Source organism: Mesorhizobium sp. WSM4823 (assembly GCF_055811195.1).
In genome coordinates this window covers 25,228-41,416 of record NZ_JBVVQL010000018.1, presented here as the reverse complement: position 1 = coordinate 41,416, position 16,189 = coordinate 25,228, and the positions used below count along the sequence as shown (strand labels likewise).

Genomic DNA, 16,189 nt, shown 5'->3' with positions numbered 1-16,189 from the left:
ACGCGGCAATTCCGAAAGCGGAATCCTGGGCGTGTTGAGGATGTCACGCTGTTCGAAAACGGCTTTTTCCATTGGCACGGTCCATGCACGGTAATCCGCAATTCGTCCGCATCGAGGAGAAACGAGCCATGATCACGCTCACCGACAAGGCGGTTGCCGCCGTCAAGACCGCTCTGTCCGCCGCTAGCGAGCCCGCAGACGGCTTTCGTATCATGGTTGAGGCCGGCGGCTGCTCCGGCTTCAAATATTCATTGGGCCTGGAGAGCGTCTCGCGCGAGGGCGACGCCATTGTCGAGACAGATGGGATCAAGGTGTTTGTTGACGCCGACTCCCAATCGCATGTCGCCGGCATGGCCGTCGACTTCGTCACGGGTCTCGAATCCTCCGGCTTTGTTTTCGACAATCCTAACGCGCGACAAAAGTGCTCCTGCGGCAAGTCATTCGGCTGATCGTCGAAGAAGGGAGAGGGCGCCTTCGGTGAGCTTGGCGGTGGCCCTGGTCCCGGGCCTGCGTTCAATCTGTGGAGACTTGCGCAGGCTCTGGATCGCACTCTCAACGGCGCAGGCTCGATGCGACCAGGCCGCGCTTGACGGCATTCCGCTCGATTGGAGACCACCGATGACAGTTGTCTATCTCGACAACAACGCAACGACCCGGGTCGATCCCGCGGTCGTTAATGCGATGTTGCCGTTCCTTACCGATCAATTCGGCAACCCTTCGTCGGCGCACCGTTTTGGCGCCTTTGCCGGCGCTGCTTTGGCAAAGGCGAGGCGTCAGTTGCAGGGGCTGATCGGGGCGCAGTTCGACGATGAGATCACCTTCACCTCGGGTGGAACGGAAAGCGACAATGCGGCCATTCTTTCGGCGCTCGAGGTGATGCCGGACCGAACGGAGATCGTGACGTCCGCTGTGGAACATCCTGCTGTGCTGACCCTGTGCGCTCATCTTGAGGAGACGGGCCGCGCTAAGGTGCACAGGATCCCGGTGGACCGCCATGGCCGGCTGAACGTCGATGCTTACCGGGCCGCGCTTACCCCAAACGTGGCGGTCGTCTCGATCATGTGGGCCAACAACGAGACTGGTACGATCTTCCCGGTCATCAAGCTCGCCGAATTGGCCAAGGAGGTCGGCGCCATTTTCCACACTGATGCCGTGCAGGCCGTCGGCAAGCTCCCGATCGACCTGAAATCAGCCCCTATCGACATGCTGTCGCTCTCCGGCCATAAATTCCATGGGCCAAAAGGGATAGGCGCACTTTTCGTCAAGCGCGGCGTGCCGTTCCACGCTATGATCAAGGGCGGTCACCAAGAGAGCGACCGGCGTGCGGGCACCGAAAACACGCCCGGCATAATCGGGCTCGGCATGGCCGCCGAACTTGCCTTGAAATTCATGGATGACGAGACCAAGCGGATAAAGTGGCTCCGCGACCGGCTGGAGAACGGGCTTATCCAGCGTGTCCCAAACAGCTTCGTCAATGGCGATCCCCTAGTGCGCTTGCCGAACACCGCAAACATCGCCTTCGAACGTATTGAAGGCAATGGGATCCTGCATCTCCTGGACCGCAAGGGTATCGTCTGCTCCTCGGGGTCCGCCTGCACATCAGGCTGTGCGGAGCCAAGCCATGTGCTGAGAGCGATGGAAATGCCACATGCGGCGGTCCGCTTCTCTTTCGCGCGTGACAACGGACAAGAAGACGTGGACCGGGCGCTCGAGGTCTTGCCTTCGGTCGTGGAGACGCTGCGCCACGCCCACAGTTCCGGGTCGAATGGACGCAGCGCCGATGCTCTCCAATGCGTTCCAGGTCTCAGCGGCAGAAGAACTGGCGTCCATTCGTGAGCAGCCAGGTCTTCTCGAGGAGGCCACCCTGCGCGAGGTCGAGCAGGCTCCCGGCGTTGCCTCGAGGGCGGAAAGCTTGCGACCGCCTGCTTGCGGCAGCCGGCTTGCCTGGGATCGAGATCGGGCACGCGGGCATGGGAACTGATGAGATCGAAGCAGTTTGCGCCGTGGTCATACGGAGTTTCCCGGTGCGGCTGACGGCATGGTGCCGGATGACCTCACACGATCTCAGTGCGTGGTCGAGAGCGGCGTCTGCGCTCTCAATCTGTCGTCCATCGGATGTCTAGCTCGTCACCAAGCGGGAGGAGCGCCACAGCCCATCGAGCATATGGTCGCGCGCGGCCGCCAGCAGCTCTGCGGCCTATCCTCTGCCTGGTGCTCGCGCCAGACCTCGGTCGCGGCAGAGCGCCAGGCAACGGAGCCCAGTTGTGTCGACGAGGCGATTGCGGCGCTGGCTGAGCGGCATTCGTTCATCAACCGCGGCTTTCGGGGCTGCATGTCGAATGTGCGACGAACGCAACAAACCACCGTTTCCGACAAGGGAGAATGCAATGAATTGTTCCGCTGACAGCAGTCCCATCGACGTCACCAACATACTCACGCGCCTGAAAGGCCTCTCATCCGCCGAGGAGTTCTTCGCTGTCCTTGGCGTCACGTATGATCCGAAGGTGCTCAATGTCTCGCGGCTGCATATCCTCAAGCGTGTGGGCCAATACCTTGTCGAGGAAGATTTCTCCGGTCTGCCCGACCAGGTGATTGCCGCGCGCATGCGCGCCATGCTGGTACGCGCCTACGAGGAATTCGCGATTTCCTCGCCGCTCACGCACCGGGTTTTCAAGGTGCTCAAAGATCATGATCCGGACAAACCTCACACGCCAGGCCGCACATTCGTTCCGTTCGACACGGTCCTGAAGCGGTTCGGCGAATAAGCCACATAGTTGCGACGCGACAATGTCGACAAGCCGACAATTCGGACGTCGAAACCGGGGGCTTCAATGGACACGGGCGCCCGCAAATGCCTGGCACGAATGATGCAAACAAGAACGCGCACCGCCAGCCCGCATCGGGATAACGCAGAGAACGCCAATGCATATCGTCGTCAGCATCAAGCAGGTGCCGGACTCGGCACAGATACGGGTCCATCCGGTGACGAACACCATCATGCGCCAGGGCGTGCCGACCATCATCAACCCTTACGATCTGTTCGCGCTGGAAGAAGCTCTCAGGCTACGCGACGCCTATGGTGGGGAGGTCACCGTGCTGACTATGGGTCCACCTATGGCCGAGGACTCCCTGCGCAAGGCGCTTGGCTACGGCGCCGATCGCGCGGTGCTTTTGACCGACCGCTACTTTGCCGGTTCCGACACGCTGGCCACCTCCTTTGCTCTTTCCCAGGCAATCGCGAAGATCGGCGATACGTTCGGCACGCCGGACGTGGTCTTCACGGGCAAACAAACGATCGACGGCGACACCGCCCAAGTCGGGCCCGGCATCGCCAAGCGTCTCGATCTGCTTCAACTCACCTATGTCGCGAAAATCGCCTCCATTGATCTTGCTGCAGGCGAGATCACGGTCGAGCGCCGTTGCGAGGGCGGCACCCAGAAGCTGAAGAGCAGGCTGCCTTGCCTCATCACCATGCTGGAAGGCACAAACGAGATGCGCCGGGGTTCGATCGAAGACGCGCTTTGCGCCGCACGTAGCCAGATTGTGAAATGGAGCGCGGCCGAGGCCGGCATTGAAGATCTCACCAAATGCGGCTTGCGTGGCTCGCCGACGGTCGTCAAACGCGTTTTTGCCCCTAGCGCCCGGTCGGAAAAGGCCGCGCAGATTGAGACCGCGGAGAAGACACTGCGCGATGTCGCCGACGAACTGATCGGTGCAATCTTCACCCGCCAGCCGGCGCTGGAACCGGAACTCGCCTTCGAGGGCGCGTGACGGCAAGGAGCAGACCATATGTCGAGCACGAACTCAGACGCCCCTCGGCAGCCCCCCGGCCGTGCCGGGATGAAGAAAGAGCTTCCCGAGCGTTTCAGGGACTATCGGCACGTCTGGGTTTTCATCGAGCTCGAACGCGGCCATGTCCACCCGGTATCCTTCGAGCTGCTGGGCGAGGGCCGCAAGCTGGCGGACGAACTTGGCGTCCAGCTCGCGGGTGCTGTGCTCGGACCCCCGGGAGATGCCACCCACAACGCAGTCGCCGAGGCCTTCGCCTATGGCGCCGATCTCGTCTACCTCGTTGAGGCGCCGCTGCTCGCCGCCTATCGCAATGAGCCTTTCACCAAGGCGATGACGGATCTGGTTGATACTTACAAACCCGAGATCCTGCTTCTGGGCGCAACCACGCTCGGCAGGGATCTCGCCGGGTCCGTCGCAACCACCTTGCTGACAGGGCTAACCGCCGACTGCACCGAACTCGACGTGGATGCTGACGGTTCGCTCGCCGCGACCCGCCCGACTTTTGGCGGTTCCTTGCTATGCACGATCTACACGCTCAACTACAGGCCGCAGATGGCGACGGTGCGACCGAGGGTCATGCCCATGCCGCAGCGGACCGACAGAGCGATCGGGCGTGTCATCCCGCACAAGCTGTCGCTCGCCGAGGACGACATCGTCACCAAGGTGCTGGGATTCCTTCCGGATAGCCAGTCGGGCATCGCCAATCTCGCCTATGCGGACGTGGTTGTTGCGGGAGGGCTTGGTCTCGGCGGAGCGGAGAACCTGCAGCTTATAAAGAGTCTCGCGCGCGTGATAGGCGCCGAATTCGGCTGTTCGAGGCCCCTGGTTCAAAAGGGCTGGATGTCGGCCGATCGGCAGATCGGCCAAACAGGCAAGACAATCCGGCCAAAGCTTTACATAGCGGCCGGCATTTCCGGCGCCATCCAGCACCGCGTTGGAGTTGAGGGAGCCGATCTTATCGTGGCCATCAACACCGACCCGAACGCGCCGATTTTCGATTTCGCCCACCTCGGGATCGTCACCGATGCGGTGCGCTTCTTGCCGGCTTTGATCGAGGCCTTCACCCGGCGGCTGTCACCGCACAGTCGCGACAAGCTTGCGAGCTAAGGCAGATGCAGATGATCAAGGAAGAGTTCGACGCCATTGTCATCGGCGCCGGAATGGCCGGGAACGCAGCTGCCTACACTTTGGCAAGCGACGGCTTGAATGTGCTCCAGTTGGAGCGAGGTGAATATCCGGGTTCTAAGAATGTCCAGGGTGCCATCATGTATGCGAACATGTTGGAGAAGATCATTCCGGATTTCCGCGATGATGCACCTCTCGAGCGGCATCTGGTTGAACAGCGGTTATGGGTTATGGACGACACCTCCCACACCGGAATTCACTATCGCTCGGACGACTTCAACGAGGTAAAGCCCAATCGCTATACGATCATCCGTGCCCAGTTTGATAAATGGTTTTCGCGCAGGGTGCGGGAGGCCGGTGCGACCGTTTTGTGCGAGACCACGGTGACGGACCTCGTCCGCGATAGTAAGGGCAAGGTGATCGGCGTCCGCACGGATCGGGCTGGCGGAGTGATTTACGCGGACGTGGTTGTTCTTGCAGAGGGTGTCTGCGGACTGCTTGGCACACGGGGCGGCCTGCGCAAGATGCTGAAGCCGCAATCCGTTGCGCTCGCAGTCAAGGAAATGCATTTCCTGCCCGAAGAGGTCATTGAGCAGCGGTTCGGCGTCAAAGGGGGTGAAGGCTGTGTGATTGAAGCAGTCGGCACGATCTCCCGCGGCATGGCCGGGCTCGGGTTCCTCTACACCAACAAGGAATCGATCTCACTGGGCATCGGCTGCCTCGTCTCGGATTTCGCCGCCAAGATGGAGAGCCCGTACGCCCTTCTCGACGCATTCAAAAACCATCCTTCGGTCCGGCCGCTGATTGCCGGTTCGGAGGTGAAAGAATATGCCGCGCATCTCATTCCCGAAGGTGGCTACAAAGCTATTCCGCAGCTCTTTGGCGACGGTTGGGTGGTTGTCGGCGATGCCGCGCAATTGAACAACGCCGTTCACCGCGAGGGCTCTAATCTTGCCATGACCTCGGGCCGCATGGCGGCGGAGGCTATCATCCAGGTCAAGAGACGCAACGATCCTATGACCAAGCGAAACCTCGCCCTATACAAGGCAATACTGGACAAATCCTTCGTGATCAAAGACCTGCGGAAATACAAAGACATGCCCGCTTTACTGCACACAAACGCCTCCAATTTCTTCACGACCTACCCTTGGTTGATGTCGCAAGCCGCGCAGAATTTCATGCGTGTCGACGGCACGCCAAAGATCGAGAAGGAAAAGGCGACGACGGCCGCCTTCATCAAGGCGCGCTCGCGCTGCGGGCTGATCAGCGATGCGGTTCGCTTGGCGTTGGCGTGGCGGTGAGGGCACTGACGACATGACGAACCCGGTGACGAAATCACGTGTCGAAGACAAGCTTTACCAGAACCGTTATCTGGTAGACCCCGGCCGTCCGCATATAAAGGTACGACCGCACGAGCAACCGAGCGCAAGTCTGCTCGCGCTGACCCACGTCTGTCCCGCGAAATGCTATGAGCTGAACGACAAAGGTCAGGTCGAAATAACCGCCGATGGCTGCATGGAGTGCGGCACCTGCCGCGTTTTGTGCGAGGCCAGCGGCGAGATCGAATGGAACTATCCGCGTGGTGGCTTCGGCGTCCTCTTCAAGTTCGGATGATCGGCCTTGGCACCCGTTTCAGTGGGTGTGCAGCTGTGCACCCCGAAGTTCGACAAAGCGCAATCTTGTCGGCACCATCGCGCCCGAAGTGCGGAGCGGGTGAACGCCCTGAACTGATGAAAAGGCGCTTGGGAGGAGCACCGCTGACCACAACCGCTGAGGTCTTTCCATGGCTCACATATCCCCGGATCGGGTCAACGAAAGACGTCGAGACACCTTCCGCAAACCCGCCAGTGAGGGGATGTTCGAAGCGGATGACTGGCTCAGGGGAATGTACGAGGTCTCGAAGGCTCTGATGGCTCCCGCCCGGCTGGAGGTTACGCTGGCCAACGTCGTGAACACTCTCCCGTCCTTTGTGCAAATGCGTCATGGAGCCATCTTTGTCCTGGAGTCAGAAGGTGAGCCGGAGATCGCCGCGAGTGCCGGCAGCGGCGCCCCATCAGGCACTCGCCCGGTCATACCAAAGGCCGCAATAAATCAAATTGTCGCTACCGGCACGCGGCTCGTCATCGCGGACCTCAGCACGTCCGAGTTTTTTCAGAGCGACCTTCAGACACGTCCTGGCGTCAATTTCCTCCCGATGGCCTTTATCGGCGTCCCGGTTAAGGCCGAGGACAGGATCCTTGGGACGTTGTCGATCGTAAGAGACAACGACTGCGGGTCCCGCTACGATGAGGACATCTGCTTCCTGACGATGGTGGCCGACCTCGTCGGCCGCACCGTTCGCCTCCATCGCGGCTTGACCAGCGATCGTGAGCGGCGCGTCGATGAGCTCTGGGGAGCGGAGACTTCGTCCGATAAGGCCCGGACCGACGCGGTCCCGCGTGCGCCTGTCAAAATTGATGGGATCATCGGGGAAAGCCCCGCACTCAAGCAGGTGCTCGAAACAGTCTCCATTGTAGCAAGGACGAATTCCACCGTGCTTCTGAGGGGCGAGAGCGGCACCGGCAAGGAGTTTTTCGCGCAAGCCATACACAGGCTCTCGCGCCGACGAGCGAAGTCTTTCGTCAAGTTGAACTGCGCCGCACTGTCCGAAAGCGTTCTGGAGTCGGAGCTGTTCGGACATGAAAAAGGTGCCTTCACAGGGGCAATTTCCCAGCGCGCCGGCCGTTTTGAACTGGCAAATGGGGGAACGCTGCTCCTCGACGAAATCGGCGAGATTTCGCCTGCCTTCCAAGCCAAGCTGTTACGCGTCTTGCAGGAAGGCGAACTGGAGCGTGTCGGTGGTAGCAAGACGCTGCAGGTCGACGTGCGACTTATATGCGCCACCAACAGGGATCTCGAATCGGCTGTCGTAAACGGGGATTTCAGGGCCGACCTTTATTACCGCATCAATGTGGTGCCAATCATCCTGCCTCCGCTCAGAGAGCGACCGGGGGATATTCCTCGGCTTGCGAACGCCTTCCTCGAGCGATTCAACAAGGCGAACCATCTCGAACTCGCCTTCGCGCCGCCGGCGCTCGAGTTTATCTCGCAATGCTACTTCCCCGGTAACGTCCGCGAATTGGAGAACTGCATACAAAGGACGGCTACGCTAGCGCGTTCAAGGACAATCGCTCCATCGGATTTTGCCTGCAACAATAACCAATGCCTGTCCTGGCTCCTTTGGAAAAGAGCTGATCATTCGCACAGCGGCAATACCGGCAACCAGCGCTTTCGAAGCAATATGATGCCCGCCGGATTGCCGATGCCGGGCGGGCGTTTCGGCGCCCCGCAGGACAACGTGCGACCCCATACTGCCGACCCTGCAAAGGAGGATCCCGCTCTCCCCGCAATAGGCCCGCGCCTGACGGAACGCGACCGGCTGATCGATGCGATGGAGAAGGTCGGCTGGGTTCAGGCCAAGGCCGCTCGTGTCCTCGGCGTCACGCCGCGACAGGTCGGGTACGCTTTGCGCCGACACGGTATCGAGGTGAAGAAATTTTAGCATCCTCATGACGTGGAGAACGAGAACACTGCGCCAGCTACGCGAACTGTGTCGGAGCCCAGGCCAAAGTAGCGCGAGCGTGTGATGCGGTCACGCCCCCTTTATCACCTGCCCTTTCCGTCGTCTTGCCGATCGCAGAAAGGAGAGCCACACCCTCCTGGATCGGAACCCTGCAGACTCAGTCGAGCAGTGGCAACTTCACCACGGACGAATGCGCGTGGCCGAGAGCCGGCTGAGCGGTCGGCGCGCGTGATCGCCCTCGGCGTAATTCCCGCCCGGTTTTGCGACAAGGATGTTGTCTTTCTTGAACTGATTGTCCGACCGGAGTCGTCTTCCTCACCTTCTGAGCGTGCCCCTGTTAGAAGTCCGACAAAGCTATGTCGGAGCAACTCCATGATCTCAGACGCGGAAACCCAATTCGTGAGCTAGCGCCACGTTTTGAGTTGGCATTGCTCTTGCGCTTCGAACGGCGACGTTAACCCGTAATGGAGCCGCTCAATGGCCGCACCGGCGATTTCAGTTGAGAGCCTGACCGGCGCGAGGGTCTCCGACCGGTTGCTGGTGAGTGCCCAGTCGGGTGGTTGCACATCTTCCTCCTGCGGAGCGTCGACAGGGCCGGACGATGTAGATCCGACCATCTGGGACAAGATCAAGGACCACCCGTGCTTTTCAGAAGAGGCGCACCACTATTTCGCGCGCATGCACGTCGCCGTCGCCCCGGCCTGCAATGTCCAGTGCAACTACTGCAATCGCAAATATGACTGCGCCAACGAAAGCCGGCCCGGGGTTGTCTCGGAAAGGCTGACGCCCGATCAGGCAGTACGCAAGGTGATCGCGGTCGCCAATGAAGTGCCGCAGCTTTCGGTGCTTGGCATCGCCGGACCGGGTGATGCCTGCTACGACTGGGAGAAGACGAAGGCCACGTTCGAACGCGTCGTCGGGGAAATCCCCGACCTCAGGCTTTGCGTCTCCACGAACGGGCTCGCGCTGCCGGACCATGTCGACCAGCTTGCCGACATGAATGTCGATCACGTGACGATCACAATCAACATGGTCGATCCGGAAATCGGTGCAAAAATCTATCCCTGGATCTTTTACGGTCACCGCCGCTATTGCGGCGTCGAAGGCGCCAGAATCCTGCACGAGCGGCAGATGCTGGGGTTGGAGATGCTCAGCGCACGCGGCATCCTCACCAAAATCAATTCGGTGATGATCCCTGGAGTGAATGACCAGCACCTGATTGAGGTGAATAAGTGGGTCAAGCAGCGCGGCGCGTTCCTCCATAACGTCATGCCTCTGATCTCGGACCCGGCGCACGGTACCCACTACGGGTTGACCGGACAGCGTGGCCCAAATGCAATAGAGATGAAGGCTCTTCAGGATCGTCTCGAAGGCGGCGCCAAGTTGATGCGGCACTGCCGGCAGTGCCGGGCAGATGCCGTCGGCCTGCTGGGTGAAGATCGTGGCCAGGAATTCACGATGTCCCACATCCCCGGTGAGCTCACCTACGATGCCAGCAAACGCGGAGCCTACCGGGAGCTGGTCGCGGACGAGCGCCGTGATCACCTGGCGGCCAGAACCGAAGCGCTCGGAGTAGTGAAGACATCGATGTCCGGAAAGTCCCTTCTCATCGGGGTGGCGACCAAGGGCGGCGGCCGCGTCAACGAACACTTCGGTCATGCGAAGGAATTCCAGATGTATGAAGCCTCGACGCGCGGGATCAACTTTGTCGGGCACCGCAAGGTTGAGCAGTATTGCCTCGGGGGTTGGGGCGAGAAGGCCACTCTCGACGGGGTCATCGCTGCGCTGGAAGGCGTGGACGTCGTGCTTTGCGTCAAAATCGGGGACTGCCCCAAGGATCAGCTCGCGGCCGCCGGCATCCGAGCAACCGACGCTTACGGCCATGACTACATCGAAACGGCAATCGGCGCGGTTTACGCCGCCGAGTTCGGCGTCCAGGCACGCGCGGCGACGGCCTGAACCCATCTCATCTACTCGAATCAGGAGTCAAAATGGCTTTCAAGATCATCGCATCCCAATGCACACAGTGCGGCGCTTGCGAATTCGAATGCCCGTCGGGCGCTATCAAGTTCAAAGGCGAGAGCTACGTGGTCGAGCTGCAGAAGTGCACCGAATGCGAGGGAGCTTTCGAAACGCAGCAATGTGCTTCGGTGTGTCCTGTGCCGAAGACCTGCGTTCCTGCCTGAGTCCACGGTTACCCACACAAGTGGCTGCCCCCGGGAATGCCTGCGCGCCTCATCAATGACAGTAGCCCTAGAGAACCAAGGATCCGCCATGTGGCTCGCACGCGAACAGGAGGTGGAAATCCGCAGACCTCCCCAATTTCAGCCGGGAGAGCGGGTCCGTGCCACTCGCCACGTTAGGAATGACGGCACCTATCCTGGCAGGGAGATCGGCGAAAATCTCGTTCGCAAGGGCGAAGAGGGTTATGTGCGCGACATCGGCACTTTTCTCCAGCAGTTCTTCATCTACGCGGTCGAATGGATCGACCGTGGGACGGTCGTGGGCATGCGATCGCGTGAATTGATGAGCCTCGACAAACCCGAAGAAAACGCCAAACAAGGAACAGCCGGATGAAAGTAATGATCCGCAGGACCGATTCCGGGTTGTCGGCGTATGTTCCCAAAAAGGATCTCGAAGAGCCGATCATCAAGTTCGAGAACCAAGACCTCTGGGGCGGGATCGTAACGCTCAGGAACGGGTGGCGGCTCCTTCTACCCGATCTTCCGCCGCATACGCGTCTGCCAATCACCGTCGAGGCAAGGAAGCTTCCGGGCGGGGAGTAATGCTGCCCGTCGATGAGAGGATCAAGAGGAAAAGAGCATGAACACGATCCCGACCTCGGGCCACCTCGTCGTCGTGCGGGACAGTTTCGCCCGAAAGCTGCTTGAGTTGGCCAGACAAGCGCTCGTCTCGGATCAGGTGATCCCATATCTCGGTCCGGGTCTGCTGCGGCTAAGCTCAGCGGAGTCGGCTGTACCGTGTACCCCGGAGGCCGTCGCCGCCGCACTCAACACGCGGGCGCCGGCCCCCTCGAAGATCCGCACCAACATGTGGTCAGTCGCGCAATTCATCGAGCAGCGCCGGCATCGCCGCACACTTCAAGCCTGGATGACAGATATATTCGCCGGGCCGACGATCCCGACGCTCCTGCACAAATGGCTCGCAAAGCTCCCGCTCTCCCTCATCATCGACAGCTGGTACGAAGGCGCCATGAGGACGGCGCTGGCTGAGACCGGGCGAACCGACGTCGCCGAGATACAAGGCGTCACGCGGGCGAACGAAGTTCGCGACATCTGGACCAGAACCTATGACTTGTTTGGAAGGGAGCTCGAGGCCGGAGCAGCGACAGAGACGGTTCTCTATGCGCCTCACGGCAGTATCAGGCCGGCCGGAAATTTCCTCATCGCCGATTCCGATTATGTCGAAGCCCTGACTGAAATCGATATCCAGACGCCCATTCCTGACGTGGTCAAGGAACGACGCGTCCACCGAGGGTTTTTCTTCGTCGGCTGCCGCTTCAATGATCAGATGCTGCGCATCTACGCCAGGCAGATCATGAAGCGCTCGGAAGGCCCCCGTTACGCGATCATGGATGGTGAAACGCTGACCAGAAACGAGGCCCGTTTCCTTGCGGCAAGCGGAATCACGGTGATCGACATGCCAGCGAGCGAAGCCGTGGCGCAACTCGCCGGCTCAGCGTCTTGAGCCGATGGTGGCCAGGATCACCTTGGAGGCAATCTTTGGTGTGAGTCGACCGGCTCGCTTCCGAAGGCACAAAATTCAGTCGGGGACATTCTGTGGGCAGTGATGCTGTTGGCGCGACCCTTCTCAAATCTTCCGCGCATGTGAAAGCGGCCGCGTGGGGCGGGGGCTTGAACATACTACTGCGCATTACGCGCATCAATTTGAGGCACCCGTGGCAGGTCGCGCTAGCTATCGGTTCGACGATCATAGCCGTGATCCTGCAGTTGCTAATTCCGTGGCTTCTCGGCTGGGCTGTCGACCAGACCCAGGTGGCAATCGGGAGTGATCTCACGGGGGAGGCCGCAGAACAAACGCTCTGGACTCTGGCTCTCCTGCTGCTCGCAGCGAGTTTGCTGCGCGGCCTCTTCACGATGGCGCAAAACTATTTTTCCGAAGCCGTCGGGCACCACGCCGCGTACGAACTGCGACTGGCTTGTTATGAGAAGGTCCAGCGCCTGAGCTTTTCCTTTCACGACCGGGTGCATTCAGCCGACCTGATCACCCTCGGCATCCTCGATCTCGACGGCGTGCGGATGTATTTTTCCACCGCTCTGGTTCGGTTGCTTATGCTCATCATGCTGATTGGGATCGGCGCGGGCATGATGATTTCTACCGACCCGGTGCTCGGTCTCATCGCGCTGAGCTTCATGCCTTTCGTGGCCTGGCGGTCGTCGGTCACACAGCTTAAGCTACGCGCTATCTGGCTCGAGCTGCAGGAGCGGCTTTCCGTCTTAGGCCGCGTTATGGAGGAAAACCTCGCGGGCATCCGCGTTGTCCGGGCGTTTTCGGCACAAGCCTATGAAATGGTAAAGTTCGACCGCGCCTCGAAAAATGCGCTCAAACTCGCCCACAAGCAGGTTAACGTTTATGTGACCAATACCTCGGCAATGACCCTCGCCTTCTTTTTCGCCATGGGGTTGGTTCTTTGGATCGGTTGCAACAAGGTCATCGCCGGCCAGATCAGCGCTGGAACGCTGACGATGTTTCTGACGTTCATGACCATACTGCAAATGCCCGTCCGCCAGATCGGGCTAATGGTGAACGGCTTCGCCCGCGCTTACACTTGCGGTTCGCGTGTATTCGGTCTGCTCGACCAGGACATCACGATCAGTGATGCTTCCGGTGCAAGACAGCTCGAGATCAGCGAAGGCACCCTGCGCTTCGACAATGTCTCGTTTGCATATCCCGGCGCCGGAAACCGCGTTATTCTGAAGAACATCACGTTTAGCGCCCATAGGGGCGAGACGATCGCGATCGTGGGTCCGCCGGGTTCGGGAAAATCGACCATCGCTCACTTAATTCCTCGCTTTTATGACGTGACTGGCGGCACCATCATGCTCGACGGGCAGGACATCCGCAGGGTGACCCTAGCTACGCTTCGCAAGGCGGTCGCCGTCGTCCAGCAGGATGCATACCTGTTCACCACCACGATCGAGAACAACATCGCTTATGGCGACCCCTGGGCGAAGCAACAGCGGATTGAACGCGCTAGCGAATCCGCCCAGTTGCACAATTACATCCTTGGCCTGCCCGCGGGCTACAAGACGGTCGTCGCCGAACGTGGTGGATCTCTCTCTGGTGGCCAGCGTCAGCGTCTCACCATAGCTCGCACGATGATGTTGCGCCCATCGATCGTCGTTTTCGACGACTCAACGGCCGCGATCGACGCCGCCACAGAGCAGCGCATCAGCGTGGCGATAGGGCGTTTCGCCAAAGATAGGGTGACGATCATCATCGCGCACCGGCTGAGTTCCCTCAAGCACGCCGACCGGATCCTGTTTGTCGACAACGGCGAGATCGTGGAACGCGGCACCCATCAAGAGCTTTTGGCCAAGCGAGGACGCTATAAGGCCCTTTATGATCTTCAGTTGCGCCCTGGAGATGACATTGCGACCACGTTTGGAGGCGCGCCCTGATGCCCAAGCGGCACGCCAACGAACTCGAAGTCGAACCGAATGATAGCGGTAGACGTCCTCCGCGCGCGGTCGTCGGGTCCCATCGCATCGAGGAGGAGATCTTTGGCCGAGCTTTTGACAAGAACATCATTCGCCGCATATGGGCCTTCGTTCATCCCTACCGAGCCATGGCAGTCGTCTCGCTTGCCACATTGTTGATTTTCACTGGCACGCAGCTTCTTATCCCGCTGATCATCCGCTACGCCATCGACCACGCCATAACTCCCGCGGGCGCTGATGCCTCCGCCCTGCTTAAGGCCGCCGTCGCGTTTGCGCTTGCCATTCTGGTTAATTTCGGGGCCGCTTACGCGCAGGAAACCGTGGTAGGGAAAATGGCCGAGAGCGTCCTTTTCGACATTCGCCGCGCCATGTTTGCCCATCTGCAGAAGGTATCGCTCTCCTTCATGGACAAGACCGAGGTAGGACGCCTGATGTCTCGCCTTCAGGGCGACGTCAACTCTATCCACGAATTTCTCGAAAACTCGATCTACTCCGTAGGCGACATCGCGCTTCTCCTCGGCATCATTTTTGTAATGCTGTCGGTCAACTTCAGCCTCGGCTTTCTGACGCTCTCGGTCTTGCCGGCCCTGTTAATTATTCGCATCGTGTGGCTGCCGCGTGCTCGCGAGGCCTTCATGGCTGCGCAAGAGACCAATTCAGTCGTCAACGGCGCATTGGCCGAAGCGATTCAGGGCGTGCGCACCGTCCAGTCCATGGACCGCCAGTGCGTAAACTTCGTATTGTATGACGATAAGGCACATGCCGACCTCCGGACTCACCTGACTGCTGCCAGGTATGCACAGGTCATGGTCCCGATCGTCGATGGCCTCACCGGTCTCGCCATGGCCGTCGTCATTGTGGTCGGCGGCTCCATGATTATGAATGGCCGCATCGGTGTAGGCGTATTGGTGGCCTACATATTCTATATTCAACGCTTCTTTGATCCAATTCGCTCCCTTACCCTGCAGTATTCAGTCATGCAGCGCGCAATGGCCTCCGGCAAGCGCCTGATCGATGTGCTCGACGTCAAGGTCGAAGTCCAGGACAAACGGGATGCGAGGGTCCTTTCGCCGGAAACTGACTGCTCGGTCGAGTTCAGGAACGTCACGTTCGGCTACGAGCCCAACCATCCGGTGCTGAAAAACGTCTCCTTCCGGGTCAATCCCGGCGAGACGGTCGCATTAGTCGGGCCGACCGGCTCTGGCAAATCGAGCGCGATGGCCCTCGTTCACCGCTTCTATGATGCTCAGCAAGGCCAAGTGATGGTCGGTGGACATGATGTGCGCGATCTCACACAGGAATCGCTAGGCAACCAGATCGCCATGGTGCTGCAGGAGCCGTTTCTGTTCACCGGCACGATCTTCGAGAACATCCGCTACCACAAGACGGAAGCCACGCGGGACAAAGTGATCGAGGCCGCCAAGGTGGTCGGAGCCCACGCTTTCATCATGAGCCTTCCCGACAGGTATGAAACTCAACTCGTCGAACGCGGCGGCAATCTTTCTCTCGGCCAGCGCCAGCTAGTCAGTTTCGCCCGCGCTCTCGTCGCCGACGCCAAGATCCTCGTTCTTGACGAGGCCACCGCCAGCATCGACAGCTACACGGAAATGCTGATCCAGAAGGCCCTCAGAAAGCTCCTTGAAGGCCGGACTGCGCTTGTCATCGCTCACCGTCTCGCCACAATCCGAGGTGCCGATCGTATCATCGTGCTTCAGAACGGCCGGGTTATTGAGACCGGCAACCATGAAAAACTGATGGCTATGGGCGGGCTCTATTCCAAACTCTATAACCTGAACTACTCGTCATTTGACGATATTCCCGAAGAGGGAGCCGATCCGAACGGACAAGCCGCCTCTCGTACCTGATGCTCCTTGCGAGCCGTATCTGATCGTCTAGCCCGCGCGCTCGTCCCTCCGCATGTGGCTCCAGCCGACGGGAAACATCTCGAGTGACACGCAGCAATCGTGAAGAATGATTGGCCATCACCGATCCAGGCACAACTACAACA

At 59.8% G+C, this 16,189-nt stretch carries 15 protein-coding genes; all 15 read left to right on the top strand.

The annotated features are described in order from the left end of the window. The first annotated feature begins 128 nt into the window (after positions 1–128). Complete coding sequence (locus tag AC0L26_RS28750) at positions 129–449, top strand: iron-sulfur cluster assembly accessory protein (protein WP_473564609.1); 321 nt, start codon at positions 129–131, stop codon at positions 447–449. Between the two features lie 169 nt (positions 450–618). Next, entirely contained in the window at positions 619–1,836 is a 1,218-nt protein-coding gene (gene nifS / locus AC0L26_RS28745) for a cysteine desulfurase NifS (RefSeq protein ID WP_473635605.1), read from the top strand. 551 nt (positions 1,837–2,387) lie between these two features. Then, positions 2,388–2,765, top strand: a complete 378-nt coding sequence (nifW, locus tag AC0L26_RS28740) for a nitrogenase stabilizing/protective protein NifW (RefSeq protein ID WP_473602954.1) — start codon at positions 2,388–2,390, stop codon at positions 2,763–2,765. A gap of 157 nt (positions 2,766–2,922) precedes the next feature. After that, on the top strand, positions 2,923–3,771 hold the full coding sequence (locus tag AC0L26_RS28735) for an electron transfer flavoprotein subunit beta/FixA family protein (protein ID WP_473564606.1): 849 nt from the start codon (positions 2,923–2,925) through the stop codon (positions 3,769–3,771). 18 nt (positions 3,772–3,789) lie between these two features. Continuing rightward, positions 3,790–4,899 (top strand): electron transfer flavoprotein subunit alpha/FixB family protein, encoded by a 1,110-nt coding sequence (locus AC0L26_RS28730; protein ID WP_473606514.1) that lies wholly within the window; start codon positions 3,790–3,792, stop codon positions 4,897–4,899. 11 nt (positions 4,900–4,910) lie between these two features. Continuing rightward, complete coding sequence (locus AC0L26_RS28725) at positions 4,911–6,218, top strand: FAD-binding protein (RefSeq protein ID WP_473635631.1); 1,308 nt, start codon at positions 4,911–4,913, stop codon at positions 6,216–6,218. Between the two features lie 13 nt (positions 6,219–6,231). Next, entirely contained in the window at positions 6,232–6,531 is a 300-nt protein-coding gene (locus AC0L26_RS28720; protein WP_473635604.1) for a ferredoxin family protein, read from the top strand. Positions 6,532–6,700: 169 nt separating this feature from the next. Beyond that, the gene (nifA, locus tag AC0L26_RS28715; protein ID WP_473635603.1) at positions 6,701–8,458 is read left to right on the top strand and encodes a nif-specific transcriptional activator NifA; all 1,758 of its coding nucleotides are present in this window, start codon (positions 6,701–6,703) and stop codon (positions 8,456–8,458) included. A 498-nt stretch (positions 8,459–8,956) separates the two neighbouring features. Next, positions 8,957–10,438, top strand: coding sequence for a nitrogenase cofactor biosynthesis protein NifB (nifB, locus tag AC0L26_RS28710; RefSeq protein ID WP_473606509.1), 1,482 nt, complete (start codon positions 8,957–8,959; stop codon positions 10,436–10,438). Positions 10,439–10,470: 32 nt separating this feature from the next. After that, a complete protein-coding gene (locus AC0L26_RS28705; RefSeq protein WP_027162783.1) occupies positions 10,471–10,665 on the top strand; it encodes a 4Fe-4S dicluster domain-containing protein in 195 nt (64 codons plus the stop codon). Between the two features lie 88 nt (positions 10,666–10,753). Continuing rightward, complete coding sequence (locus AC0L26_RS28700) at positions 10,754–11,056, top strand: nitrogen fixation protein NifZ (protein WP_473635602.1); 303 nt, start codon at positions 10,754–10,756, stop codon at positions 11,054–11,056. Beyond that, positions 11,053–11,265: a putative nitrogen fixation protein NifT gene (gene nifT / locus AC0L26_RS28695; protein WP_473635601.1), complete on the top strand. Its 213-nt coding sequence runs from the start codon at positions 11,053–11,055 to the stop codon at positions 11,263–11,265. The genes AC0L26_RS28700 and nifT overlap by 4 nt, the downstream gene beginning before the upstream one ends. 37 nt (positions 11,266–11,302) lie before the next feature. Continuing rightward, a complete protein-coding gene (locus tag AC0L26_RS28690; RefSeq protein ID WP_473635600.1) occupies positions 11,303–12,187 on the top strand; it encodes an SIR2 family NAD-dependent protein deacylase in 885 nt (294 codons plus the stop codon). Between the two features lie 92 nt (positions 12,188–12,279). Further along, complete coding sequence (locus AC0L26_RS28685) at positions 12,280–14,142, top strand: ABC transporter ATP-binding protein (RefSeq protein ID WP_473635599.1); 1,863 nt, start codon at positions 12,280–12,282, stop codon at positions 14,140–14,142. Beyond that, positions 14,142–16,046: an ABC transporter ATP-binding protein gene (locus tag AC0L26_RS28680; RefSeq protein ID WP_473635598.1), complete on the top strand. Its 1,905-nt coding sequence runs from the start codon at positions 14,142–14,144 to the stop codon at positions 16,044–16,046. The genes AC0L26_RS28685 and AC0L26_RS28680 overlap by 1 nt, the downstream gene beginning before the upstream one ends. Positions 16,047–16,189: the final 143 nt, after the last annotated feature.

What these genes read in the sequence shown, in the direction of transcription:
- AC0L26_RS28750 (WP_473564609.1), top strand. Translation starts at nt 129, where the DNA reads ATGATCACGCTCACCGACAAGGCGGTTGCCGCCGTCAAGACCGCTCTG.
- nifS (WP_473635605.1), top strand. Translation starts at nt 619, where the DNA reads ATGACAGTTGTCTATCTCGACAACAACGCAACGACCCGGGTCGATCCC.
- nifW (WP_473602954.1), top strand. Translation starts at nt 2,388, where the DNA reads ATGAATTGTTCCGCTGACAGCAGTCCCATCGACGTCACCAACATACTC.
- AC0L26_RS28735 (WP_473564606.1), top strand. Translation starts at nt 2,923, where the DNA reads ATGCATATCGTCGTCAGCATCAAGCAGGTGCCGGACTCGGCACAGATA.
- AC0L26_RS28730 (WP_473606514.1), top strand. Translation starts at nt 3,790, where the DNA reads ATGTCGAGCACGAACTCAGACGCCCCTCGGCAGCCCCCCGGCCGTGCC.
- AC0L26_RS28725 (WP_473635631.1), top strand. Translation starts at nt 4,911, where the DNA reads ATGATCAAGGAAGAGTTCGACGCCATTGTCATCGGCGCCGGAATGGCC.
- AC0L26_RS28720 (WP_473635604.1), top strand. Translation starts at nt 6,232, where the DNA reads ATGACGAACCCGGTGACGAAATCACGTGTCGAAGACAAGCTTTACCAG.
- nifA (WP_473635603.1), top strand. Translation starts at nt 6,701, where the DNA reads ATGGCTCACATATCCCCGGATCGGGTCAACGAAAGACGTCGAGACACC.
- nifB (WP_473606509.1), top strand. Translation starts at nt 8,957, where the DNA reads ATGGCCGCACCGGCGATTTCAGTTGAGAGCCTGACCGGCGCGAGGGTC.
- AC0L26_RS28705 (WP_027162783.1), top strand. Translation starts at nt 10,471, where the DNA reads ATGGCTTTCAAGATCATCGCATCCCAATGCACACAGTGCGGCGCTTGC.
- AC0L26_RS28700 (WP_473635602.1), top strand. Translation starts at nt 10,754, where the DNA reads ATGTGGCTCGCACGCGAACAGGAGGTGGAAATCCGCAGACCTCCCCAA.
- nifT (WP_473635601.1), top strand. Translation starts at nt 11,053, where the DNA reads ATGAAAGTAATGATCCGCAGGACCGATTCCGGGTTGTCGGCGTATGTT.
- AC0L26_RS28690 (WP_473635600.1), top strand. Translation starts at nt 11,303, where the DNA reads ATGAACACGATCCCGACCTCGGGCCACCTCGTCGTCGTGCGGGACAGT.
- AC0L26_RS28680 (WP_473635598.1), top strand. Translation starts at nt 14,142, where the DNA reads ATGCCCAAGCGGCACGCCAACGAACTCGAAGTCGAACCGAATGATAGC.